A 24,111-nucleotide genomic window follows, 5' to 3' on the forward strand; every position below is an offset into this window, starting at 1 on the left:
TCTTCCCTCGATCGCGGCGCGGCGCGCCGAAATTAGTTTAACGCTGAACAACTCGTGTCGTGCAACCGGACCGTACCCGTCCATACCGACCACAAAGTCCTCCACCACCGGTTCCGGCGACGGGTAGCACCCTAATTGCTGTCGATATAGACGAAGGCTTGAATAACCGCCATGCGCGTCGGGCATGCCGTATTGTTTAACGCTGAACGATATCGCGTTCTGCGGCGCTGGCACCACGCGTGCGTCCTCCCTCATCCGGCTCCGCGTGCATCTTCGGCAACTGACGGAGCGTCCGCCGCTTTCGGTGCACCATGGCGCACAGCGACCCTCTCAGGGTGAACGACATAGGCGGGAGATTGAAAGAGAAAACGTCGCAGGTGTTACACAGACGCCATTGCGTGCCCCGCTAGTCGGTTCCGGTCAGTGCCGGAGGCTCCGCGGCAGGCTCTCCCGAGAGCTCCTCGAAGTCGAAATTGTCGAGCCGTCGTGCGCGCCGGCCGGCCTTCTCGGCGCTGATCTTGATCTCGGCGATGTCCTTCTGAGCCTGACCGAAATGCCGGTCGAGGTTTTCGACCCGGCTGCCGAGCCGGTCGACGTCGGAGTAGAGCAGGCCCAGCTCGCGGCGGATCGCGCCGGCCTGTTCGCGCATCCGCGCGTCCTTCAGGATCGCCCGCATCGTGTTGAGGGTCGCCATGCAGGTCGTGGGCGAGACGATCCAAACCCGCGCGGCGAAGCCCTCTCGCACGATCTCGGGGAAGTTGGCGTGAAGCTCGGCATAGACCGCCTCGGAGGGCAGGAAGAGGATCGCACCGTCCGCTGTCTCGCCTTCCAGGATGTACCGCTCGGCGATGTCGCGGATGTGCTTGCGCACGGCGAGCCGGAAGCTCTGCGCGTCGCGGTTCAGCCGCTCCTTGCTGTCGGCCCGGCGCAGCGCCTCGTAGGGCTCCAGCGGGAACTTGCTGTCGATCGCAATCGGCCCCGGGGGCTGCGGCAGATGCACGAGACAATCCGCCCGCCGCCCGTTCGAGAGCGTCGCCTGCAGCGTGTAGCTGTCCGAGGGCAGTGCCTTGCCGACGATGTCGGTGAGCTGGATCTCACCGAAGGCGCCGCGGGTCTGCTTGTTCGAGAGGATGTCCTGCAGGCTCAGGACGTCCCCCGAGAGCTTGGTGATGTTGTCCTGCGCCTTGTCGATCGCCGCGAGCCGCTCCTGCAGCTGGGTCAGCGAGGTCGCGGTCTTCTGCGCCTGCCCGTTCAGCACCTCGTTCAGCCGCTCCTGCATGTCCGAGATGCTGCGCGCCTGTTTCAGCTGGCTGTCCGCGAGTCGGTCGCCCATCTGGCGCTGCACCTCGGCAAGCCGCGTCTCGACCGCCTGGAGCACGTGCATCTGGCTCTGTGCGGCTGTCTCGGACACGGTCTGCAGGCTGCCCGACAGCTGCGTCTGTCCCTGACCGAGCCCCTGCACGTCCCGCCCGAGCCGGCCGAGATGCCGCGCGAGATCCTCGGTCGTGCGCGCCGACCGTCCCGCGCGGGAGACCGAAACCCAAAGGAGCACGACGATCAGAGCGAGCACCAACGCCCCGCCTGCCACCGCCAGCGCAAGCGGATCGCCGGCCGAGAGGCGCGCCAGAGCCGTCTCGATCATGTCCGCCCGAAGAGGCGCTCGATGTCCGAGAGCTTCAGTTCCACGTAGGTCGGCCGACCGTGGTTGCACTGCCCGGAATGCGGCACCGCCTCCATCTCGCGCAGGAGCGCGTTCATTTCCTCGGCGCGCATCCGGCGGCCCGAGCGGATCGAGCCGTGGCAGGCGACGCGGCTGAGGATCGCCTCCAGCTTCTCCTGCACGAGGCCGCTCGAGCCCTGATCGGCAAGCTCGTCGAGCACGTCCCGCACAAGCGCCTCGGCATTGACCTCGCCGAGGATCGCCGGCGTCTCGCGCACCGCGACCGCGTTGCCGCCGAACGGCTCGACACTCAGGCCCATCCGCGACAGCTCGTCGGCCGCCTCCAACAGGAGCGCCCGCTCATGCTCGGAAAGCTCGACGATCTCCGGAATCAGCAGGGCCTGCGCCGCAACGCCCCGTTCGGCCATCTGCGTCTTTAGCTTCTCGTAGACCAGCCGCTCATGCGCGGCGTGCTGATCGACGATAACGAGCCCGCCTTCGGTCTGCGCGATGATGTAGTTCTCGTGCACCTGGCCCCGCGCGGCACCGAGCGGCTGCGCTTCCGCGGGCTCCTTTTCCGCTTCCGGCTCGGCCTCGACCACGCGCCCGCTCCACGCACCCTGCATCTCGGCAAAGCCGGGCTCGGGCGCGGGGCGCGCCGGGGCCTGCGCCGCGTAGGAGGCCGTTCGTGCGCCCATCGAGGGCCGGTCCATCTGGTAGACCCGGGGCGGCCCCGAGGGCTCGGGACGCATGGCGCCCAGCGCGGCGCTCGACACCGTCGTCGAGGCCCTGTGCCCGGCCTCGGCCAGCGCGTGCCGCAGGCCAGACAGGATCAGGCCGCGTACCGTCCCGGCCTCGCGGAACCGCACTTCGGACTTCGCCGGATGCACGTTGACATCCACGAGCTTCGGTGCGCAATCGACGAACAGCGCCACCGCGGGGTGCCGGTCGCGGCTGAGAAAGTCCTGGTAGGCGCCGCGCAGCGCGCCGATGAGCATGCGGTCCTTTACCGGGCGGCCGTTGACGAAGAGGTGCTGCGCCACGGCCGAGCCCCGCGAATAGGTCGGCAGGCCCGCAAGGCCGGTCAGCCGGAACCCCTCGCGCTCGGCGTCGACGGCAATCGCGTTCTCGGTGAACTCGCGGCCCATGACCTGGGTCAGCCGCCCCCGGAGCGCGTCGAAGAGATCCCCGGTCACCGGGTCGGCGCGGAAGGTCGTGCGTCCCTCGCCTCCGCCCGATACGTCGCGGAGCGTGAACCCGATGGAGGGCTCGGCCATCGCGAGGCGTCGGATCACCTCGCCCACGGCCTGCGTTTCGGCGCGGTCCGAGCGCAGGAACTTCAGCCGCGCCGGCGTCGCGTAGAAGAGATCGCGCAGCGTGACCGTGGTGCCGCAGGCCCGCGCGCAGGGCTTCGGCTCGGCCATCACGCCGCCCGAGACCGCGAGCTCCGCCGCTTCGGATCCTTCCGCGCGCGACTGGATCACCAGACGCCCGACCGCCGCGAGCGACGGCAGCGCCTCGCCCCGGAAGCCGAAGGAATGGATGCTGAGCAGATCGGTGCCGTCGATCTTGGACGTCGCATGCCGGGCGAGCGCGAGCGGCAGGTCGGCGGGCGTCATGCCGCAACCGTCGTCCGTGACGCGGATCAGCGTCTTGCCCCCGTCGGCGATGTCGACGGTGATGCGCCGCGCGCCCGCGTCGATGGCGTTCTCTACCAGTTCCTTGACCGCAGAGGCCGGACGCTCCACCACCTCGCCGGCGGCGATCCGGTTGATCGCGCCATCGTCGAGCTGGCGAATCTCTCGGCGCTCTGCGCGGATATTGGGGCTGTGCGTGTTCATCGCACTAAACCTAGCAGGATCAGAGCGAGTCGGGCAATGGGACAAGCGCCCTTGCGCGGATATCGAATGCCGGTGACCTCAGCTCCCGGTCGCGGCGGCGAACCAGTCGCGGATGGCGGCGCGGTCGGCGTCCGAGACGTCGGTAACGTTGCCCGGCGGCATGGCATGGCTGAGCCCGGCTTGAAGGTAGATCCCGCGCGCATGGGCGGCGATGTCGGCTTCGGTCTCGAGCTTCACGCCCTTCGGCGGCCAGAGCACACCCTGCCAGACGGGCTCGGCCGCGTGGCACATCGAGCAGCGCGAGGTCACGATGTCGGCGACCTCCGTGTAGCCCTCGGCCTCGACGAAGCGCTGCGCCTTCGCCGCCTGCTCCTCGGCATCCGGCCGGAACATCGGCGCGGTCGAGAGCCACATGATCACGAGGAAGATCACCGCCGTCGCGGCCCAGGTCCAGGTGGGCTTGGCTTTGCGCGCATGCATGGAGTTGAAGTAATGGCGGATCGTCACGCCCATCAGGAAGACAAGGCTCGCGATCACCCAGTTCCACTCGCTCGCGAAGGCCAGCGGGTAGTGGTTCGACAGCATCAGGAAGATAACCGGCAGCGTAAGGTAGTTGTTGTGGGTCGAGCGTTGCTTGGCGATGCGGCCATATTCCGGGTCGGGCTTCTTCCCCGCCTTGAGGTCCGCCACCACGATCTTCTGATTGGGGATGATCACATGCGCGACGTTGCCGGTCATGATCGTCGCCGTGAACGCGCCGAGATGCAAAAGCGCCGCCCGTCCCGAGAACACCTGGTCGTAGAAATACGCCATCGCCACCAGCACCACGTAGAGCAGCAGCATCAGCGCCGTCGGATGCTGACCGATGGGCGACTTGCAGAGCCGGTCGTAGACCAGCCAGCCCAGAACCAGCGAGGCCGCCGAGATGCCGATCGCCTGCCAGATTGCAAGGTCGAGCGTGGCGGGGTCGATCAGGTAGAACTCCGCCCCGAACCAGTAGACGATGATCAGGAGCGCGGCGCCCGAGAGCCAGGTCCAGTAGCTCTCCCATTTGAACCAGGTCAGGTGCTCGGGCATCGCGGCCGGTGCGACGAGGTATTTCTGTATATGATAGAAGCCGCCGCCATGGACCTGCCATTCCTCGCCGTCGGCGCCGGTCTCGAGGTCGCGGTCGCGTCGTAGGCCGAGGTCCAGCGCGATAAAGTAGAAGGACGAGCCGATCCACGCGATCGCCGTGATGACGTGCAGCCAGCGCACCGCGAATTCCGCCCAGGCGCCCATCGCCGCGAGATCGTACATGTGCTGTCCCTTCCCTGCTGCATGCCGGCGTGACGCTATACGCCGGGCCGGGGGGCTGTTAATCCTCGATATCCCGAGACACTTTCAACCCCGACCGAAAAGTCGCCCATGGCCTATGTCGCAAACGTCCGCACGTTCGTGCGTGTCTACGAATTGGGCAGCATGTCCGCCGCCGCCCGCGATCAGCGCTGCTCGCCCGCGGTGGCGTCCTCGCGTATCGCCGAACTCGAGCGCCACCTGGGCGCGCGGCTCTTCAACCGCACCACGCGGGCATTGACCCCGACCGAGGCCGGGCAGCTCTTCTACGACGGCGCACGCGAGATCCTGTCGTCGATCGAGACGGCGGAGGGCCGGGTCATGGCGGCGGCGGACGCCCCGCGCGGCACGGTCTTCGTCGCCGCGCCGCTCGGGCTCGGGCGGCGGGTGATCGCGCCGATGATCCCCGCCTTCCGCGAGGCCTTCCCGGATATCGCGGTGCGGCTGCGCCTCACCGACCGAGCCGTCGACATGAGCGCGGAGGGGCTGGATCTCGCGCTCCATTTGGGGCCGCTTGTCGACAGCACGCTCAAGTTCCGCAAGATCGCGGATTGCCCGCGCAGCCTCGTCGCCGCACCGGAGTACATTGCCCGCCGCGGGCATCCGAGGGACGGCGCGGCGCTGGTGGAGGACGGGCATGACTGCCTCAATCTGCGCTTTCCCGGAGCGACGGAGTTCCGCTGGACGCTGGCGACGCCCGAGGGTCACCGCAGTTTCGCCGTAAGCGGCCCTCTCGAAAGCGACGATGGCGACGTGCTGACCGACTGGGCCCTGGCGGGCCTCGGGATCGCGCTGAAGCCCGAGTTCGAGGTCGCCGAACACCTTGCTTCGGGGCGCCTCGTCCGCGTCTGCGAGGCGACGCCGCCGCTGCCGGTCCCGCTCGCCTGTCTCAGCCCAACGCGGACGAGCGAGGATCCGAAGCTGCGCGTCTTCGCGGAGCGTGTGGAAGCCGCCTGCCGCGCGGCGCTTGCGTGAACTTTCGGGTCAGCCCACCGGATTCGGCACATCGCGCCCTGCGAAGAAGGCATCGAGATTGTCGGCCACCATGTGCCCCATCGCCTCCCGCGTCTCGCGCGTGGCCGAGCCGAGATGCGGCAGAAGCACCACGTCCTGCCTCGTCATCAGCGCCTTTGGCACCTGCGGTTCGGCCTCGTAGACATCGAGGCCAGCGCCGCCGATCTCGCCCGCCTCGAGCGCCGCGACGAGTGCCGCCTCGTCCACCACGTCGCCGCGTGCGGTGTTGACGAGGAGCCCGTCGGGTCCGAGGAGCTTGAGCTGGTCCGCCCCGATCATGTGCCGGTTGGCGCCGCCCCCGGGAATGTGGAGCGACACGACGTCCGCCGCCTCCATCACGGCCTCGACGGTCTCGAGCCGCTGCGCGTCGAGGCCGGCCATCGCGTCTGCGCCGGGCTCGGAGCGGTTGTAGTAGACTACTTTCATGCCGAAGCCCGCCTGCGCCCGCCGCACCGTCGCGATGCCGATGCGGCCCATGCCGACGATGCCGAGCACCCGTCCCGAGAGTTTCCGGCCGATCATGTGCGTCGGCCGCCAGCCGGTCCAGTTTCCGGCGCGCAGCTCCCGCTCGCCTTCGCCGGCCCGCCGCGCGAGCATCAGCATCAGCGTCAGGGCGAGGTCGGCGGTGCAATCCGTCAGTACGCCCGGCGTGTTGGTGACCGTGAGGCCCGCGCCCCGCGCCGCCTCGAGATCGATATGGTTCACGCCGACGCCGAAATTGCCGAGGATCTTTGCCCGCAGGCCGTCCTCGAAACAGCGCGCGGGCAGCTTGTCCGACACCGTCGGGCAGACCGCGTCGTATTCGCCGAGCGCCGCGCCGATCTCGTCCGCGCTCATCGGCGTATCGTCCGCGTTCAAAGTCACGTCGTAGTCCCGCGACAGCCGCGCCTCGACCGCTTCCGGCCATGTCCGCGTCACCAGAACCTTCGGTTTCGCCATGTCTCGCATCCCTCCCGCCTGACGCTACAGGTATGACGTCCCGCGCATCCCATTACCATCGCCGACAGCGTCCAAGGGCTTGCCCTACGACCAAAAGCTGCGGCCTTCGCCCCGGGTTGCGACGCATCACTGCTTGTCCGCCGAGGCGGAGCCGTGCTTGATGCCTCGGACACCTGCCCGAGGGAGGAAGCGGAATGGCCCCAAAGACCGATATCGAAATCGCCCGCGCGGCCCGCAAGAAGCCGATCCTCGAGATCGGCGAACGCCTCGGGATCGGCGCCGACCATCTGCTGCCCTACGGACATGACAAGGCCAAGGTCTCTCAGGACTTCATCGACGGGCTCAAGGATCGTCAGAGCGGCAAGCTGATCCTCGTGACCGCGATCAATCCCACCCCCGCGGGCGAGGGCAAGACCACGACGACCGTCGGGCTTGGGGACGGACTGAACGCGATCGGGAAGAAGGCCTGCATCTGCATACGCGAGGCCTCGCTCGGTCCGAATTTCGGGATGAAGGGCGGTGCCGCGGGCGGCGGCTACGCGCAGGTCGTGCCGATGGAGGACATGAACCTCCACTTCACCGGCGACTTCCACGCCATTACCAGCGCCCACAACCTCCTCGCCGCGATGATCGACAACCACGTCTACTGGGGCAACGAGGAGGATATCGACATCCGCCGCGTGACCTGGCGGCGCGTGATGGACATGAACGACCGGGCGCTGCGGCAGATCACCACCTCGCTCGGCGGTGTCGCCAACGGATTTCCGCGCGAGACCGGCTTCGACATCACGGTCGCGTCCGAAGTCATGGCGATTCTCTGCCTCGCGAAGGACCTCAAGGACCTGCAGGAGCGGCTCGGCGCGATGATCGTCGCCTACCGCCGGGACAAGAGCCCCGTCTATGCGCGCGACATCAAGGCCGACGGCGCGATGACGGTGCTTCTCAAGGACGCGATGCAGCCCAACCTTGTGCAGACGCTCGAGAACAACCCCGCCTTCGTTCACGGCGGTCCCTTCGCCAATATCGCGCATGGCTGCAACTCGGTCATCGCGACGAAAACCGCTCTCAAGCTCGCCGATTATGTGGTGACCGAGGCCGGCTTCGGCGCGGATCTCGGGGCCGAGAAATTCATGAATATCAAGTGCCGCAAGGCGGGCCTCGCGCCGGACTGCGTGGTTGTCGTCGCCACGGTGCGGGCCATGAAGATGAACGGCGGCGTCGCCAAGGGAGATCTCGGGGCCGAGAACGTCGAGGCCGTGAAGGCCGGCTGCGCCAATCTCGGGCGTCACATCGAGAACGTGAAGGGCTTCGGGGTGCCGGTCGTCGTGGGGATCAACCATTTTGCCGGCGATACCGAAGCCGAGATCGCGGCGGTGAAGGCTTATGTCGAGGGTCAGGGCTCGGAGGCGATCCTCTGCAAGCATTGGGCCGACGGCTCGAAGGGCATGACCGAGATGGCGACGCGCGTCGCCGAGGTGGCCGACAGCGGCAAGGCCGATTTCCGCACGCTTTATCCGGACGACATGTCTCTCTTCGAGAAGATCGAGGCCGTCGCCCACAAGATCTACCGCGCCGGCGCCGTCGTCGCCGATGGCAAGATCCGCGCGCAGCTCAAGGAATGGGAGGATCAGGGCTACGGCAACCTGCCGGTCTGCATGGCCAAGACCCAGGATTCCTTCTCGACCGATCCCGGGCAGCGCGGTGCGCCCACCGGCTTCGACCTGCCGGTGCGCGAGGTGCGGCTGTCGGCGGGGGCGGGCTTCGTCGTCGCGATCTGCGGCGAGATCATGACCATGCCGGGCCTGCCGAGACAGCCCTCGGCGGAGGTGATCCGCCTCAACGATGCCGGCGAGGTCGAGGGGCTGTTCTGAACATTTGCCATCGGGGCGGGCATGACGCACAACGCGCAAGGTACCCGGCCCCGATGGAGAGACACATGCGCCCGCCCGAGGATCTGCCCGACATGGCCGAATTGCGGCGCGAGGTCGACGCGACCGACCGGGCGCTCATCGACCTGCTGGCCTATCGGGCGCGGCTCATCGACCGGGCGGCGGAGCTCAAGCCGGAAGAGGGCCTGCCCGCCCGGATCGAGGCCCGCGTCGAGGAGGTCGTCGCCAATGCGCGCGGCGGGGCCGCCAAGGCCGGATTCGATCCGGACCTTGCCGAGAGGCTGTGGCGGGACCTGATCGAATGGTCGATCCGGCGCGAGGAACGGGTGCTCGGCACCGGCGCTGAGCCGGCGACCGACGGAACATCAGAAGAGGACAGGTCATGAGCGCGACACTTCTCGACGGCAAGGCATTTTCCGCCAAGGTCCGGGCCCGCGTGGCCGACCACGTCTCCACCCTGAAGTCCGAGCACGACATCATCCCGGGCCTCGCCGTCGTGCTCGTGGGCGAGGATCCGGCAAGCCAGGTCTATGTCCGCTCCAAGAACCGGCAGACGGTCGAGGCGGGGATGAACTCCTACGAGCACAAGCTCGACGCCTCGGCATCGCAGGACGAGCTGCTGGCGCTCATCGCCCAGCTCAACGCGGACCCGGCGGTGCATGGCATCCTCGTCCAGCTGCCGCTTCCGGACCACATCGATTCCAACATGGTGATCAACGCGATCTCGCCCGCCAAGGACGTGGACGGCTTCACCATCGCCAATGCCGGCCTCCTCTTCACCGGCCAGAAGTCGATGGTGCCCTGCACGCCGCTCGGTTGCCTGATGCTGCTGCGGGATCACCACGGCTCGCTCGCGGGCCTGAACGCGGTAGTTCTCGGGCGCTCGAACATCGTCGGCAAGCCGATGGCGCAGCTTCTCCTCGGCGACAGCTGCACGGTGACCATCGCACACTCGAAGACGAAGGACCTCGCGGAGGTCTGCCGCAGCGCCGACATCCTCGTCGCCGCGGTCGGACGGCGCGAGATGGTGCCGGGGGACTGGGTCAAGCCCGGCGCATCGGTCATCGATGTTGGCATCAACCGGATCGATGCGGGCGACGGCAAGACCCGGCTCGTCGGCGATTGCGACTTCGCGAGCTGCTCCGAGGTCGCGGGCGCGATCACGCCTGTGCCCGGCGGTGTCGGCCCGATGACGATCGCCTGCCTTTTGGCCAACACCATCACCGCCTGCTGCCGCGCCAACGGGGTGCCCGAGCCGGAGGACCTGACGGTCTGAGCAATCTCCCCCGGGGGGATCAGCCGACCTGGCGCCCGGCCGCGTGCACGCTTCGCACCACCGGGGTGCCGGCGAGGCGGGTCACCCGGACGACATCCGCGCGGAGGCCCTCGGCGAGACGGCCGCGGTCGGTCAGGCCGGTGGCGTCCGCCGGGGCCGCCGTCACGGTGCGGATGCCGCGGGGCAGGTCACCCCAGAGATCCCCGAGCCGGAACGCCCCGAGCATCAGCGAGGACGGGATGTAGTCGGAGGACAGGATGTCGAGGCGGTCCTCCTCGGCCAGCCGCTGGGCCGCCACGTTGCCGGAATGCGAGCCGCCCCGGATGAGGTTCGGCGCGCCCATCATTACCGCGATCCCGTGCGCGTGACAGGCGCCCGCGGCTTCCTCGGTCGTGGGAAACTCGGCGAGCCGGACGCCGTGCCCGGCGCTCGTCGCGACCTGCGCCTCGGTCGTGTCGTCGTGGCTGGCGAGCACCGCGCCGAGCCGCCGTGCCGCATCGACCGCGCCCGCCTCGTGGGCCGCGCCGAACCGAGCCTGCAGCCCGCGCAAGTTGTCGAGATGCGCCTCGAAATCCGCCTCGTTTCCGCCGTGCTTGCCGAGCACGTAGTCGCGCAGCTTCGAGACGTCGCGGAACTGCCGCTGGCCCGGCGTGTGGTCCATGATCGACAGGATGCCGACCCGGTCCTCGTCGCCGAATTCGCCGAGCTCCTCGAGCAGGGTCTCAGAGCAGACCTCGGCGCGCAGATGCAGGAAGTGGCTGATCCGCAGCACGCCCCTGCCCCGCAGATCGAAGAGCTCCCGCGACAGCTCGCGGGCGTATTTGCGGTAATCCTCGCGTCCGTCCGAAATCACCGATCCGACGCGCATCGCGTCGAAGACGGTGGTGATCCCCGCGCTCGCGAGCTCGCCGTCATGGGCGAGGATCGCGGTCATGTGCGGCCAGTCCACACGCGGCCGCGGTTCGATATGGCGCTCGAGATTGTCGGTGTGGAGCTCGATCAGGCCCGGGATGAGGTGATCGCCCCCGCAGTCGATCGCTCCCGGCGCGCCGCTCCGCCCGGGAGAGATCTCGGCGATCTCGCCACCGCGGATCACCAGCGTGCCGCGCAGGACCTCGTCCTCGCGCACGATCTCCGCATTGGTCAGAATGGTCTCGGTCATCTTGCCCGCTCGCTCCCGAGCTGTTTGAAATCCTGCCTGACACTGCAACGTGACACCGACAAGGTTAGGCCAGAGCCCATGACGGACTACAAGCGCTTTGCCATCTACTACGCGCCCGAGCCCGGAGCCTTCGCCGATTTCGGCGCGCGCTGGCTCGGCTGGGACGCGGCGACCGGCGAGCCGCGCGAACACCCCGACGTGCCGGGCCTGCCGCGACCCGTTGCCGAACTGACGGACAGGCCGCGGAAATACGGGCTTCACGCGACCATGAAGCCGCCTTTCCGGCTTGCGCCGTATTCGTCGCAGGATGCGCTGGCGGCCGATATTGGTGACCTCGCCGCTGCCATGTCGCCGGTCAGCTTCCGGGCGCTGAAGCTCGTGTCGATCGGTCCGTTTCTCGCGCTCGTGCCGGACGGCGATCCCGGTCCGCTCGAGGCGCTGGCCGGGGCGGCTGTGTCGCGTCTCGACGCGCATCGCGCCGCCCCCTCGGCAGAAGAGCTCGCGCGCCGCCGCAAGGCCTCGCTGTCGATGCGGCAGGACCGGCTGCTCGAGACATGGGGCTATCCGTACGTGATGGAGGAGTTCCGGTTTCACATCACCCTCACCGGTCCCCTGCCGCAGGAAGAGCGCGGGCACGTCCGCGAGGCGCTCGGTCACTGGATCGACCCCGTTCTGCCACAACCCTTCGTGATCGGGTCGATCTGCCTTTTCGGGGAGGCGCAGGACGGCTTCTTTCACCTGCTTCACCGCTTCGACCTGACCGGCTGAAGGTCGGAGACCATTACCGTCCGCCCGCCCCTTGCGGACGGGAAAACAACGGTGCGGGACACCGAACCGAAATGACGCAGCACCCGCTCGGGCATATCTTGTGGCGTCGCGGCGTCACCCGACGCAGGTTCCGCGGCTTTCGACAACAATTCACGGTAGCGCCAACGGTCTTGTTACGGACTTCTGGTAGTCTACCCTGTGAAGTCACTGATCGACGGCGACCCACACATGCTCGATACGCAATGCAAATGTCTGGATGAACAGCAGATCGCTGCGCTCCCGTTGCGGCGGTCAAAGAAGCATGGGCTCGAAGTGCTCATGGTGACCTCGCGCGACACGAAGCGGTGGGTGATGCCGAAGGGCTGGCCGATGGACGGAAAGAAGCTCTGGTCCGCCGCCGAAATCGAGGCGCTCGAGGAAGCCGGTGCAACCGGGTTCGTCGGCAAGGTTCCGATCGGCGCGTATCACTACGTCAAGCGCATGGGCGGCAAGCCCGACATCGCCTGCCATGTGACGGTCTACCCGATGGTGGTCGAGAAGCTGAAGAAGCGCTGGAAGGAGCGCAAGGAGCGGACGCGCCGCTGGTTCGACCTCCGGAGCGCGGCGAAACGCGTGGACGAACCCGATCTCGTGCAGCTGCTCCTAAAACTTCATTCGGACAAGGATTTCCTGCCCGCCAAATTCGCCAAGCGGATCTAGCAGGTCCACCGCGATGCACGGAACGCCGCGGTTGGTTTGTTCCCGGCGGCAGCGCGCAGATGAGTCGCGGGGACCGGACGCCCCACAAAACGATGTCAGGCATATGCGCTGCGTGCGGCGCCGACGCGCAGGGCCTGAACACCGGCATTGACCCCGAGCGCCAGCACCAGGAGCACGATGCCGAGCGCGAGGGCCAGCGGCAGATCCCCTTTCGATGTCTCGAGCGCGATCGCCGTCGTCATGACGCGGGTGAGATGATCGATGTTGCCGCCGACGAGGATGACCGCACCGACCTCGGCCACCGCCCGGCCGAAACCTGCGAGCGCGACCGTCATGAGCGAATAGCGCGCATCCCATAACAGCGCCTGCGCCGTCTGGCGGCGCGTCAGGCAGAGCGAACGGAACTGCTCGGCATACTCGCCGTGAAGATCCTCAAGGACCTGTCGGGACAGAGCGGCGACGATGGGCGCGATGAGGATGGTCTGCGCGATGATCATCGCGGTCGGCGTGTAGAGGAGGCCGAGGAACCCGAGCGGTCCCGAACGCGAGAGATGCAGGTAGACCAGAAGGCCGACGACGACCGGTGGCAATCCCATCAGCGCGTTCATCAAGATGATCAGCGCGCCGCGGCCGCGGAACCGCGCGATGGCGACGATGGCCCCGAAGGGAAAGCCGAGAAGGCAGGCGAGCCCCGTCGCGGTCAGACTGACGCGCAGCGACAAGGCCACGATCTCCCAGAGATCGGCATCGCCGGAGAACACGAGCGTCAGCGCGAGCGAGAATGCTTCTGCAATATCCTGCAAGGTTTACCGCTCCTTCGGGTGTTCGGGCGGCAGGATGCGGGAAATGACGCGCAGATCAAGAGAGACTTGTAACAAGTCGCCACCTCTGTCCTCGTCATGCCGGGGCGGCTGCGCCGCGCAGCCTGGCGGTTGCACGCTGGGAGGCGTAGTTGTAGCAGCGCGCCTGCGAACACGGAGTTGCGACATGATCCTGACCAGACGGACCCTTATGGCGCTCGGCGCCGCATCCGCAGCCTCTGCCCTGCTGCCTCACGCCGCCCGCGCCGCTTTCACGCCGCGACCGGACGGCTGGCGCCGGTTCGAGCTCACGACGCGCATCGTCCTTCCCGAAACCTCGGAGCCCGCGCAGGTCTGGGTGCCGGTTCCCTCCATCACCGAGCCGGGCTGGATGAACTCCGGTTCCGCGCAATGGAAGACCAGCGCCGACACCGTCGAGACGAAGACGGACCCCGAGAGCGGTGCGGAGATGGTCCACGCGACCTGGGAGGCAGGCGCCGGCGAGCGGGTCATCGAGGTCACAGCCACCGCGCGGATCGAGGACCGGTATATCGACCTGACCACCCCGCAGGACGTCGCCCCCCTGAGCGAGGCGGACCGCGCGCGCTACACCGCGGCGACCGACCTCATTCCGACCGACGGCATCGTGCAGGAGACTGCTGCGCAGATCACCGACGGGGCGTCCGGCGACTTCGACAAGGCGCGCCGGATCTACGACTGGGTCGTCGAGAACAGCGCCCGGAACCCCGAGACGCGCGGCTGCGGTCTCGGCGATATCGCGTCGATGCTGCACATGGGCGATCTGACCGGGAAATGCGCGGACCTGAACGCGCTCTTCGTGGGTCTCGCGCGTGCCTCGGGCCTGCCCGCGCGGGATGTCTACGGCATTCGCGTCGCGCCGTCCGAGTTCGGCTACAAGAGCCTCGGCGCGGGATCGTCCAACGTCACCGGCGCCCAGCACTGCCGGGCCGAGGTCTTCCTGAGCGAGTTCGGATGGGTTCCGGCGGACCCCGCCGACGTGCGTAAGGTGATGCTTGAGGAGCCGCCGAAGGACCTGCCGCTCGACCACCCCAAGGTCGAGGCGGCGCGCCGGACGTTGTTCGGGGCCTGGGAAGGCAATTGGGTCGGCTACAACTTCGCCCATGACGTGCGTCTGCCAGGCTCGGCCAACGACCCGGTGCCGTTCCTCATGTATCCGCAGGCCGAGATCGCGGGCGACCGCCGGGATCCCCTCGATCCGGAAAGCTTCGCCTACACGATCACCGCCCGGGAGATCGGCTGACCGGACAGGCGTGCCGCGGAACGCCTGCGTGCTGACATTCGGAATTCCGAAGGTCACTCGGGAACCTGTCTGGGCGCGCGGCGTTACTGCGACTAACGCCGGCGCGTAGCGCCGCCTGGCTCCGGATACATCAATGACCGACAAGACTTCCCGCGATCTGGAGGGCGATGGCCCTCATTCCGCGACCTATTCCCGCGAAGAAGCGCTCCAGATCGCGAAACACCGGGCGCTGGCGCCCCGCGCCGTCTACGAGGTGATCAATCTCGAAGGCCGGGAAGAGATCAAGCGCCCGTTGAGCTCGCTCTGGTGGTCGGGGATTGCCGCGGGCGTCGGGATTTCCTCCTCGATCCTAGCCGAGGGGATCCTGCACACCATATTCGCGAACCACCCCTACCAGGGGCCGATCGAGAACATGGGGTACACGATCGGCTTCATCCTCGTGATCCTCGGGCGGATCCAGCTCTTCACGGAAAACACCATCACCGTCGTCCTTCCGGTGCTGAAGGACAAGTCGCTGTCGCTCTTCGGCTGCGCCGCGCGACTCTGGGCGGTGGTCTTTGCGGCCAATCTCGTCGGCACGTTCTTCGTGGCGCTCCTGACCACTCACGGCGGAACCGTTCCGCCCGAATATGTCGAGGGGATGAAGGCGATTTCGCACCACTTCTCCGAATACACGTGGGCCGAGGCGCTGCGTTACGGGGCGCCGGCGGGCTTCTTCATCGCCGCCGTCGTCTGGATGCTGCCCTCGTCGGAGGGGTTCGAGATCTTCGTGATCTTCCTCTTCACCTACCTGATCGCGATGGGCGGCTTCACTCACGTGGTGGCGGGATCGAACGAGGCCTTCATCCTCTGGCTTTCGGGCGACATCACCGCTGCGAAATGCTGGTTCGGACTGATCCTTCCGAGCTTCGTCGGCAACGTCATCGGCGGCACGGGCCTCTTCGCCCTGCTCGCCTACGGTCAGGTCAAGGCGGAGATCGACCATCAGACGGATGCGCACAAGGAAGAAGAGAAGCGTGACCGGGAAAACGGCACCCGGAGGAACATGCAGGGGCAGCCCGGAGAGTGATCTCCCGGCCGTCCGGGCGCGCCGGCCGAAAGGCGGCGCGCCCTTGCCTCGTCAGTCTTCTAGACTGTCCTGGCGCTTCTTCTCGACCAGCTTCAGCTCTTCGGCCTTGCGGTCCTTGAAGGTCTTGCCGTAGCCTTCGATCTCGCTTTCCGGGATCACCTCTTTCGCACGGCCGAAGACCTCGTCCTCTTCCTCGTCCATGTGATGCTCATAATCGTGCTTGAGCTGCTTGAACTTCTGCAGCCAGGCCGGGCTCGACATGTCCATGCCCTGAAGCTCTTCCATCAGGTCGTCCATCTCCGCGTGCTCCTCGACGGAATGCCGCGCGCTGTCCTGGCCCCAGGTCTTGGACATGAGCTTGGAGTAGAAGGTCTCCTCCTCCGCGGCCGCGTGGCTTTTCACGTCGTGGAAGAATTCGTTCCAGGCGGCCTTGCGGTCCTCCGATGCGCCTTCGGTCTCGGCGATGGTCGCGAGGAGCTTGCGATGGTTCTCGTGGTCGGCCTTGATGGCCTCGTAGATGGACATTGTGTCTGATTCCGTTCTGAAGCTGTTCGAAGGGCGCGGGGCGCGCCGCTGCCGGTGATGTAGCGGCCGCGCCCTGCTCGTCACGCGCTCACGGCAAGAGCGCGAGCCAGCACCAGACAGTGATCACGGAAAGCCCCGTCGCGATCAGGACCGAGGAGGCCGCGACGCGCCGGGCGCGGCCGTACATGTTGGCGAAGACATAGGCGTTCACCCCCGGCGCCATGGCGGCGGTGATTACCGCCGAGCGGAAGTCCGGGTCCGACAGCTGGAACGCGCTGCCGAGCGTCCAGGTGATCGCCGGATGCAGCAGGAGCGACACCGCGCAGACGAAGAAGATGATGCGGAAGTCGCCGTCGGGCCGGTACCGGTAGAGGACGCCGCCGAGGCCGAAGAGCGCGGCGGGAAGCGCGGAGCGTATCAGCATGTCGAGCGCGTCCACGACGGGGCCGGGCAGCCCGAGATTCAGGAGGTTGAAGGCCGCACCGAGGGCGATGCCGATCACCAGCGCGTTGCGGAACATTGCCTTCAGGACCTGCAGCGGCAGGGCGGCCGCGCGGGTCCCGGACGAGCCAGCGCGGGCGATCTCCATCGCGGTGATGCCGAGCCCGTAGCAGAACGGGGAATGCATCGCGATGATGGCGTAGTTCGCATCGAGCGCACCCGCTCCGTAGGCGCGTTCGGTGATAGGAAGCCCGAGGAGGAGCGAGTTCGCGAAGAGACAGCAGAAGCCGATCGCGACCGAATCCTCCCAGGACCGGTTGAAGAGCCGCCGCCCGGCGAAGAGACCGAGGAAGAATCCCGTTGCGGAGCCGGCATAGAAGCTGACGAGGAGCGCGGGATGAAAGCTCTGCCCGAGGTCCAGCGTCCAGATCGCGCGGAAGAGAAGGCAGGGGATCGCGAAGTTCTGCGTGAAGGCCATGAGGCCGTCGACGCCGCTTTCCGAGAAGAGATTGCGCCAGACCGCAAGGTAACCCGCGCCCATGACGAGGAAGACGGGCAGGATGACTTCGAGAAGCGCCTGCATCAGTCCGCTCGGGGCGTCAAAGCGGCACTCTCAGGACGAGGCCGTCATGCGCCGGGGTGATATGTCCGGGTGTCTCCTGAGCGAGCGTCTCGTAGTCGAGATCGATATGCATGTTGGTGAGGATGGCGCGTTTCGGGGCCGCTGCCTCGATCCATTCCAGCGACTTGGCGAGATGCGCATGCGTCGGGTGCGGCTCGCGGCGGAGCGCGTCGAGGATCCAGTAGTCGAGACCCTCCAGCATCGGCCATGCCTCTGCCGGGATCTCGGCCACGTCCGGCAGGTAGGCGACGTCGCCGATGCGGAAGCCGAGGGCGTCAACGCTGCCGTGATTCACCTCGAACGGGTTCAGTGTTACCGGACCGCCCGCACCCTCCACCGTCACGGGGCCGTCGATGGGGTTCATCTCGAGGATCGGGGGATAAGGGCTGCCCGCCGGCTGGGTGAAGGCGTATCCGAAGCGGTTGATGAGGTTGTCGCAGGTCGGCCCGTCCGCCCAGACCTTCAGCCGCTCGCGGGTGTTGAAGACGATCATCCGGAGATCGTCGATGCCGTGCACGTGATCGGCATGGGCGTGGGTGTAGACCACCCCGTCGAGATGCCCGACATTCGCGTCGAGAAGCTGGGCGCGCAGGTCCGGCGAGGTGTCGATGAGGACGGTGGTCGTCCCGCCCTCGGTCTCCTGCTCGACGAGCAGCGAGCAGCGCCGCCGCATGTTGCGCGGGTTGTCGGGATCGCACGCGCCCCAATGGCCGCCGAGCCGCGGCACGCCGCCCGACGATCCGCAGCCGAGGATGGTGAAACGTCTCTCGCCGGTCATGCCGCCTCGGCCCAGGCGGCCGCCTTGGAGAAGAGCCGGTCGAAATTGGCCTCGGTCGCGGCGGCGAACTCGGCGTAGGAGAGTCCGAAGACCTCCGCGCCGACCTTTGCCGTATGGACCGTGTAGGACGGCTCGTTGCGCTTGCCGCGATAGGGCGGAGGCGCGAGATAGGGGCTGTCGGTCTCGACGAGGATGCGGTCGAGCGGCGCCGCCTCGAAAATCGCGCGGAGCTCCTTCGACTTCGGGAAGGCTGCGATGCCCGACATCGACAGGTAGAAGTCGCAATCGAGCGCGGATCGCGCCAGCGCCTCGCCCGACGAGAAGCAATGCATGACGCAGGAAAAGGGCCTGCGCTTGTAGCCCTCGGTCAGGATGCGCGCCATGTCCTCGTCCGCGTCGCGGGCATGGATGATCAACGGCAGACCGGTTTCCTGCGCGGCCTCGATATGGACCCCGAGGCTGCGCTTCTGAACCTCGGCACTCTCGGCGGTGTAATGGTAGTCGAGCCCCGACTCGCCGATGCCGACGAATTTCGGATGGCGCGCCAGCGCGACCAGCTCCTCGACGGTTGCCATAGGCTCATCCGCCGCGCTCATCGGGTGGGTGCCCGCAGCGTAGAAGACGGCGTCGTGCGCGTCGGCGATGGCGCGGACGGCGGGCTCGGTCCTCAGCTTGGTGCAGATGGTCACCATGCGGTGCACGCCGGAGTCGATGGCGCGCGCGATCACCTCATCCCGCGTCTCGCCGAAATCGGGGAAGTCGAGATGGCAATGGCTGTCGGTGATGAGAGCGTCGCTCATGAGGTCGCGTCCTCTCGGGCTCGGGGGCGTGCCGCGAGGTATCTAGGATCGCCGGGAGAGGGTCAAGGCAGCCACCCCGCGCACGATCGCGCGAGCGGCTTAAAGGGACGCGGCTGTCGCGTGGCGCCTCGCGATCAGGCGGCGACATCCGCCGCGGTGTCCCGGATGCGGGAGACCATGTCGAAGATGAGCGCGGCGGCATCGATGTTGACGGCCCGCCCATGGCGTGCCCTATCCCCGGCGCTCTGCGCGATCTCGGCCCAGGCCCGTCCGGCCCGCGGGTCGGGCGCGAGCCGCGCGAGAAGCCGCGGCTCTTCGGGATGGGCGGCCCGCGCCGGCGGCGTGCCGGTCACACCTGTCCGGGCAAGCCGCGCCAGCGCGAGATCGGTGAGCCAAATGAGCAGGTCGAGCTGCGTTTCCCTCCCGCGTGTGGCCACCCTGTCCGCAAGGGCAAGCGCCTTGGGCCGGCTCATGTCGGGCATCGTACCCATGAGGTCGACGAGGTCGCCGTAGAGCTGCAGCCCGCCGAGATTGAGGAGCCGCAACGCCGCTCCGACGGACCCTGCCGAGAGCTCGGTCAGGGCCTCCGTCTCCTGCGGCGACACCTCGGCTCCGGCAAGGCTCAGCGCCTCGGCCATCTCGTCGGGACCGAGGGCGGCGAGGCGCAGCTCGCGGCAGCGCGACCGGATTGTCGGGAGGAGCCGCGCAGGGCGGTGGCAGACGAGCAGGAGCACCGTGTTCGCCGGCGGTTCCTCGAGCAGCTTCAGGAGCGCGTTGGCGGCATTGACGTTCATCTCGTCCGCCGCGTCGACGACGATCGCCCGGCGCCCCCCGTCGGCCGAGGAGAGCGCCATGCGGCGCTTGAGCCCGCGCACGTCGGCGACGCGGATGTCGGCGGCGATCCGGTCACCCTTGTCGTTCAGACCGCGGCGCAGAAGGAAAATCGACGGCTCTGCCAGTGCAAGGCTGCGGCGCGTGACGGGGTGGTCGGCCCCGATGTCGAGCGTCTGCGGCGGCTCCGGGTCCCCCAGAAGCCCCCCGCTCCCCGCGGGCGGCGTCGCGACCAGAAACCGCGCGATGCGCCAGGCGAGCGTTGCCTTGCCCACGCCCTCCGGGCCGGTGATCAGCCAGGCATGGTGCAGGCGGTCGCCGGCATAGGCGTCGAGAAAGCCGCGTTCTGCAGCCTCCTGGCCGACGAGCCGCATCGTCTCGCGCGGGTGGGGTGCGCCTTCGACCCGGTCCGGTTCGGGAAGCGGATCGCTCATTACACGTGACCGAGGAACTTGCGCGCATAGGTCAGAACGTCGCTGTGAACCTCCGCCTCGGGACGGTTGCCCGCCAGAACGCGGAAGCGGCGGGCGCGGTGCGCGAGGTTGAGGAAGCCTGCCCGCAGCGTCGCCTGCAGTTCGATTCCGAAATTCTCGAAGCGCGCCTCGGATCCCACGCGCTTCGACGCGCGGGCGAGAGCGATGTTGGGATTGATGTCGATGAGGAAGGTCAGGTCCGGCTCGAGCCCGATCATCAGCGCGTGCAGTGTGTCGACCTTGGACCGCAGGTCGCCCCGCGTGATGCCCTGATAGGCGCGCGTGCTGTCAACGAACCGGTCGCAGATGACGATCTTTCCCGCCTCGAGCGCCGGAGTGATGGTTCGCTCGACATGGTCCCGGCGCGCCGCGGTGAAGAGAAGAAGCTCCGTCTCCGCCGACCAGCGATCGGGATCGCCATGGAGCAGAAGCGAGCGGATCTCCTCCGCGCCCGCGGAGCCGCCGGGCTCGCGGGTCAGCAGCACATCGTGCCCCTCCTGACGGAGCGCCTCGGCCAGAAGCCGCGACTGGGTGGACTTGCCGCTGCCGTCGATGCCTTCGAAGGTCAGGAATGCGCCGTATCGGGAGTCGCTCATTACATCACGTCCTGCGGAGAAGGTCCGAATCTCCGCAGGAGTACGCCGCCGACCGTCATCACCCGGTTAACGAAACCGGCCCCCTGAACTGCGTTCTCCGCGACGAGCGGCACGCGATGCTCGGGCAGGCCCTCCGGGCGGACGATGAGTTCGGCCAGCTTCTGGCCTTTGGCGATCGGCGCTTCAAGCGGTCCGGTATAGACGACCTCGGCCTCGAGCGGAGCGCCGGTCAGGACCGGAACGAGCAACGAGACGTCGGTCTCCGCAACCAGTCCGACTTCCGGCTGCGCGCCCATCCAGACATCGGCGGTGGCGATACGGGTACCGCCTTCCGCGATGCGCTTTTCGGCGAACTGCCGGAACGCCCAGTTGACGATCGCCTCGCTCTCTTCGGCCCTTGCGCGGTTGCTGTCGAGCCCGGTCAGCGAGAAGATGATCCTGCGGCCGTTCTGCTCGGCCGATCCCACGAGCCCGTATCCGGCCGCCTGGGTATGCCCGGTCTTGAGCCCGTCGGCACCGATCCCGAGACCGAGCAGAGGGTTGCGATTGGACACGTTCGCCGGCGCGCGGCCGTCGAACTCGAACCTCTGTTCGGCGAACATCGGGTAGAAATCCGGAAAGTCCTCGATGATGTGGCTGGCGAGGAGCGCGAGGTCGCGCATCGACATCACGTGTCCCTCGGCCGGCCAGCCGTTGGAGTTCTTGAAGACGGAATTGGTCAGTCCCATCTGCTGCGCGCGCCGGGTCATCAGATCGGCGAAACCGTCCTCGGTTCCATCCGGCGACAGGGCCTCGGCGATGACCACGCAGGCGTCGTTGCCCGAGAGCACGACGATCCCGCGAAGGAGGTCCTCCACCCGCACCCTGTCGGTCGTGTCGAGGAACATGGTCGAGCCGCCATAGCTCGCGGCATGCGAGGAAACCGGCAGGCGCTCGTCGAGCGACAGGCGCCCTTCCTCGATGGCCTCGAACGCCATGTAGAGCGTCATCAGCTTGGACATCGAGGCGGGCGGCATCTGCTCGTCGGCGTTCTTGGCCAGAAGCACGGTTCCCGTCTTCTGATCGAGGACAAACGCGGCGCGCGCCGAGGTGTCGAAGGCCTGCGCCGGCAAGGCAAGGGCGACAACCGCGGCGAGCGCGGTGGCGAGTGATCTGAATATCGTCATTGGCTCCTCCGATGGGGCGGGCTCGGTGTTTGGTATCTCAACCGGGCGGGGAGCGGGAGTCCGCGCCCGGTCACATGAGGCGGCGGGCTTTACTCCGCAACGGCGTAGGCGTCACGGAACCCCTCGCCCTTGATCGTCTCCAGCAGGGCCGAGCGTTCCGCGTCCGAACGTGCGGGGCCTACGAGCACACGCCAGATGGACCCGGCCCCGGCGGTCTGCGCACGGATCGCCGGATCGAGACCGGCGTCGCGCATGGCGCCCGCGGCGTCGCGGGCGCTTTGCTCGAGGCCAAAGATGCCGACCTGGATGTACGGGCGGTCGAGCGAGGGCGGCGCCCTTCGGGCGGCGGCCGGCGGCCGGGTACCGGGCGGCTGCGCAGCGGGCGCATCGACCGGGCCGCTGGTCGCGGCCTCGTCCGACACGCCTGGCGACGCCTCGGACATGCGCCCTCCGGCGCGGCGCAGGACAACGACGGTCAGGTCCGCCGGTTGCCCCGCCAGCATGCCGAGCGCCGTGGCGGCGTCCGAGGAGACCTGGAGCTTAGGGCCGGAGCTCTCGCGCTCGCGCCTGAAGAGTGCACCCGTGACGCTCTGTCCGTTCGACCGGTTGCGGATGATGACGCGCTCGGGATCCGCCACATCGGGATGGGCAACCCAGACCCCGCCGAGCGACGGACGTCCGTCCCACAATCCCGGCTCCGTTGTCTGAAACACGTCCGGAGCCTCGATGTCGCGCGCCGCCGCGCCACCGGTCTCCGGGCCGGCGATCTGTTCCCCGCCGCTGACGCGATCGAAGGCGGCCCTCACCCCGTCCGGACCGCAGCCCGAGAGTGCCACGGCTGCAAGAATGGTCGCCATAGCCGTCCCGCGACCTGTGCAAACGGGCTCATCCTTCGATGTGGTGACCATGCTCGCCCTTGCCCGTCCTCGTGATCCCGCACGCTGCCGGCTGTCCCGGTCTGCCGCGTGTCGACCCGCGCCCGCGTCCGGGCGCGATCGGAAGTGTAACCAACGGCCGGGAGCTTTGGAAGGCATATGCCCTTCGCGACGGCAATTCCGGCACCCTTCCAGAATCGGGAACACAGGCATAGACACCCGCATACCGGAGGCTTGGCAGAGCGGTCGAATGCGGCGGTCTTGAAAACCGTTGACCCTTCACGGGGTCCGTGGGTTCGAATCCCACAGCCTCCGCCAGTTGAAGCTACATTTGGCTTCATTCCAAAGCGTTATGGGCCTGACATCTGCCCTCGCCCCCCACTTTGCCCCCATCCTGCACCGCCATGACTTGTTCAGCCCTCGCGGCTCGGAAGTCTTTGAGACGGGTTACGTTGTCGACGAGCCGAAGGCGCGCCGATGCTGCTTCGGCTCCGTGATGCACAAGGCGATGACAGTTCGGGTAGCACGCGGCAGCATTGTCGATAGTATCCGGGCCTTCCGCCGCCAGCGGCAGAACGTGGTGCATGTCCAGAAACGGTTCGCCGTCGGCCTTTAGGAAAGGAGCCGCTTCGCCGCACGCTTCGCAGATGCTGTTGGCCTCCTTTAGGCTCCGGACAGACACGGATGCGCGTGCGCTGGAAGCTCCGAAGGGAGGCAAACTTGTCTCTCAGGCGAAAATGGCCCTTACCGAGGTGGCGGATAGAGACCCGCTCCAATGCGCTCACGTCGCACCCTGCAAGCTGGCCAATTGCTCCAAGGCGACCTTCTCACCACGAAAGAGCGGGTTGATCGGAAAGGCGATGTCACCACAGAACCTCTGCATCGAAATGGCGCCGTTCCTGGCCGCAAGTCGCGACAGCAAGGAAGTCGCCGGCTCGCTCGCGGCATGTGACACCGTTAGCGGCAGCTGCGGGAAGTTCGTTCCGGGAGTGGCAGCTAGGCTTTTGACCAAGCGAGGTTTCCGAGATCAGACAACGGCTGGATTGGCCGATCTTAAGATCGCCAGCTCAACTGAGCAATGTCGCTGTGATTTCGGGATATACCGGCTTCTGGGTCAGCAATGTGCAATATGACACGAAAGTCGGTTTTGCTTGACATCTTACAGAAAGGTGGTGGCGGACCGAGGAGGATTCGAACCCCCGACCCCCTGATTCGTAGTCAGGTACTCTATCCAGCTGAGCTATCGGTCCGTTGCGGCGTGACCTATCTC

Annotated in this window: 23 protein-coding genes and 2 tRNA genes; 9 read left to right on the forward strand and 16 right to left on the reverse strand. The window is 67.4% G+C overall.

Going from position 1 to position 24,111, the window contains the following annotated elements; all coding sequences use genetic code 11:
- Positions 1-406: 406 nt before the first annotated feature.
- The 3 genes from OCH239_RS08325 to OCH239_RS08335 all read right to left on the reverse strand — a co-directional run bounded on the left by OCH239_RS08325 (position 407) and on the right by OCH239_RS08335 (position 4,800).
- Entirely contained in the window at positions 407-1,642 is a 1,236-nt protein-coding gene (locus OCH239_RS08325) for a DNA recombination protein RmuC (protein WP_037260996.1), read from the reverse strand.
- The gene (gene mutL, locus OCH239_RS08330) at positions 1,639-3,501 is read right to left on the reverse strand and encodes a DNA mismatch repair endonuclease MutL (protein WP_037260999.1); all 1,863 of its coding nucleotides are present in this window, start codon (positions 3,499-3,501) and stop codon (positions 1,639-1,641) included. Before mutL ends, OCH239_RS08325 begins: the two co-directional genes overlap by 4 nt.
- 78 nt (positions 3,502-3,579) lie before the next feature.
- The gene (locus OCH239_RS08335) at positions 3,580-4,800 is read right to left on the reverse strand and encodes a urate hydroxylase PuuD (protein WP_037261002.1); all 1,221 of its coding nucleotides are present in this window, start codon (positions 4,798-4,800) and stop codon (positions 3,580-3,582) included.
- Between the two features lie 108 nt (positions 4,801-4,908).
- On the opposite strand from OCH239_RS08335, the gene OCH239_RS08340 reads away from it, so the two are divergent.
- Positions 4,909-5,811, forward strand: a complete 903-nt coding sequence (locus OCH239_RS08340) for a LysR family transcriptional regulator (protein ID WP_037261004.1) — start codon at positions 4,909-4,911, stop codon at positions 5,809-5,811.
- Positions 5,812-5,820: 9 nt separating this feature from the next.
- On the opposite strand, the gene OCH239_RS08345 is transcribed toward OCH239_RS08340, so the two are convergent.
- On the reverse strand, positions 5,821-6,789 hold the full coding sequence (locus OCH239_RS08345; protein ID WP_037261006.1) for a 2-hydroxyacid dehydrogenase: 969 nt from the start codon (positions 6,787-6,789) through the stop codon (positions 5,821-5,823).
- A 194-nt stretch (positions 6,790-6,983) separates the two neighbouring features.
- Between OCH239_RS08345 and OCH239_RS08350 the strand changes: the two genes are divergently transcribed.
- The 3 genes from OCH239_RS08350 to folD all read left to right on the forward strand — a co-directional run bounded on the left by OCH239_RS08350 (position 6,984) and on the right by folD (position 9,954).
- Entirely contained in the window at positions 6,984-8,660 is a 1,677-nt protein-coding gene (locus tag OCH239_RS08350; RefSeq protein WP_037261008.1) for a formate--tetrahydrofolate ligase, read from the forward strand.
- A gap of 65 nt (positions 8,661-8,725) precedes the next feature.
- A complete protein-coding gene (locus OCH239_RS08355) occupies positions 8,726-9,064 on the forward strand; it encodes a chorismate mutase (protein WP_084782297.1) in 339 nt (112 codons plus the stop codon).
- Complete coding sequence (folD, locus tag OCH239_RS08360) at positions 9,061-9,954, forward strand: bifunctional methylenetetrahydrofolate dehydrogenase/methenyltetrahydrofolate cyclohydrolase FolD (protein ID WP_037261010.1); 894 nt, start codon at positions 9,061-9,063, stop codon at positions 9,952-9,954. The genes OCH239_RS08355 and folD overlap by 4 nt, the downstream gene beginning before the upstream one ends.
- Positions 9,955-9,973: 19 nt before the next feature.
- On the opposite strand, the gene OCH239_RS08365 is transcribed toward folD, so the two are convergent.
- Positions 9,974-11,116 carry an alpha-D-ribose 1-methylphosphonate 5-triphosphate diphosphatase gene (locus OCH239_RS08365; protein WP_037261012.1) on the reverse strand — a complete coding sequence of 381 codons (1,143 nt, stop codon included), beginning with the start codon at positions 11,114-11,116 and terminating at the stop codon, positions 9,974-9,976.
- Between the two features lie 78 nt (positions 11,117-11,194).
- Between OCH239_RS08365 and OCH239_RS08370 the strand changes: the two genes are divergently transcribed.
- Both OCH239_RS08370 and OCH239_RS08375 read left to right on the forward strand, forming a co-directional pair.
- The gene (locus OCH239_RS08370) at positions 11,195-11,884 is read left to right on the forward strand and encodes a DUF1045 domain-containing protein (protein ID WP_037261016.1); all 690 of its coding nucleotides are present in this window, start codon (positions 11,195-11,197) and stop codon (positions 11,882-11,884) included.
- Between the two features lie 228 nt (positions 11,885-12,112).
- Complete coding sequence (locus OCH239_RS08375; protein WP_051489376.1) at positions 12,113-12,583, forward strand: NUDIX hydrolase; 471 nt, start codon at positions 12,113-12,115, stop codon at positions 12,581-12,583.
- A 95-nt stretch (positions 12,584-12,678) separates the two neighbouring features.
- Here the strand turns inward: OCH239_RS08375 and OCH239_RS08380 are convergent, their stop codons facing one another.
- Positions 12,679-13,386 (reverse strand): ABC transporter permease, encoded by a 708-nt coding sequence (locus OCH239_RS08380; RefSeq protein WP_037261018.1) that lies wholly within the window; start codon positions 13,384-13,386, stop codon positions 12,679-12,681.
- A gap of 184 nt (positions 13,387-13,570) precedes the next feature.
- Here OCH239_RS08380 and OCH239_RS08385 point away from each other — a divergent pair, with 184 nt between their 5' ends.
- Positions 13,571-14,665 carry a transglutaminase-like domain-containing protein gene (locus tag OCH239_RS08385; protein WP_037261021.1) on the forward strand — a complete coding sequence of 365 codons (1,095 nt, stop codon included), beginning with the start codon at positions 13,571-13,573 and terminating at the stop codon, positions 14,663-14,665.
- 133 nt (positions 14,666-14,798) lie between these two features.
- Positions 14,799-15,734, forward strand: a complete 936-nt coding sequence (locus tag OCH239_RS08390; protein ID WP_084782300.1) for a formate/nitrite transporter family protein — start codon at positions 14,799-14,801, stop codon at positions 15,732-15,734.
- 51 nt (positions 15,735-15,785) lie between these two features.
- Here OCH239_RS08390 and OCH239_RS08395 read toward each other — a convergent pair whose 3' ends face one another.
- The 8 genes from OCH239_RS08395 to OCH239_RS08430 all read right to left on the reverse strand — a co-directional run bounded on the left by OCH239_RS08395 (position 15,786) and on the right by OCH239_RS08430 (position 22,823).
- On the reverse strand, positions 15,786-16,259 hold the full coding sequence (locus OCH239_RS08395; RefSeq protein WP_037261024.1) for a hemerythrin domain-containing protein: 474 nt from the start codon (positions 16,257-16,259) through the stop codon (positions 15,786-15,788).
- An 88-nt stretch (positions 16,260-16,347) separates the two neighbouring features.
- Entirely contained in the window at positions 16,348-17,283 is a 936-nt protein-coding gene (locus OCH239_RS08400; RefSeq protein ID WP_037261027.1) for an AEC family transporter, read from the reverse strand.
- A gap of 16 nt (positions 17,284-17,299) precedes the next feature.
- A complete protein-coding gene (locus tag OCH239_RS08405) occupies positions 17,300-18,100 on the reverse strand; it encodes an MBL fold metallo-hydrolase (RefSeq protein WP_037261030.1) in 801 nt (266 codons plus the stop codon).
- Positions 18,097-18,900 carry a TatD family hydrolase gene (locus tag OCH239_RS08410; RefSeq protein ID WP_037261033.1) on the reverse strand — a complete coding sequence of 268 codons (804 nt, stop codon included), beginning with the start codon at positions 18,898-18,900 and terminating at the stop codon, positions 18,097-18,099. Before OCH239_RS08410 ends, OCH239_RS08405 begins: the two co-directional genes overlap by 4 nt.
- 134 nt (positions 18,901-19,034) lie before the next feature.
- A complete protein-coding gene (locus OCH239_RS08415) occupies positions 19,035-20,165 on the reverse strand; it encodes a DNA polymerase III subunit delta' (RefSeq protein WP_037261036.1) in 1,131 nt (376 codons plus the stop codon).
- Positions 20,165-20,800 (reverse strand): dTMP kinase, encoded by a 636-nt coding sequence (gene tmk / locus OCH239_RS08420; protein WP_037261039.1) that lies wholly within the window; start codon positions 20,798-20,800, stop codon positions 20,165-20,167. Before tmk ends, OCH239_RS08415 begins: the two co-directional genes overlap by 1 nt.
- Entirely contained in the window at positions 20,800-21,966 is a 1,167-nt protein-coding gene (locus tag OCH239_RS08425; RefSeq protein ID WP_037261041.1) for a D-alanyl-D-alanine carboxypeptidase family protein, read from the reverse strand. The genes tmk and OCH239_RS08425 overlap by 1 nt, the downstream gene beginning before the upstream one ends.
- An 89-nt stretch (positions 21,967-22,055) precedes the next feature.
- Entirely contained in the window at positions 22,056-22,823 is a 768-nt protein-coding gene (locus OCH239_RS08430) for an SPOR domain-containing protein (protein ID WP_037261044.1), read from the reverse strand.
- 246 nt (positions 22,824-23,069) lie between these two features.
- On the opposite strand from OCH239_RS08430, the gene OCH239_RS08435 reads away from it, so the two are divergent.
- Positions 23,070-23,159 (forward strand) — tRNA-Ser (locus OCH239_RS08435).
- Positions 23,160-23,178: 19 nt separating this feature from the next.
- Here the strand turns inward: OCH239_RS08435 and OCH239_RS23860 are convergent.
- Positions 23,179-23,523: an HNH endonuclease gene (locus OCH239_RS23860; RefSeq protein ID WP_162149987.1), complete on the reverse strand. Its 345-nt coding sequence runs from the start codon at positions 23,521-23,523 to the stop codon at positions 23,179-23,181.
- A gap of 491 nt (positions 23,524-24,014) precedes the next feature.
- Positions 24,015-24,091 (reverse strand) — tRNA-Arg (locus tag OCH239_RS08450).
- Positions 24,092-24,111: the final 20 nt, after the last annotated feature.

Source organism: Roseivivax halodurans JCM 10272 (assembly GCF_000521785.1).
GTDB lineage: Bacteria > Pseudomonadota > Alphaproteobacteria > Rhodobacterales > Rhodobacteraceae > Roseivivax > Roseivivax halodurans.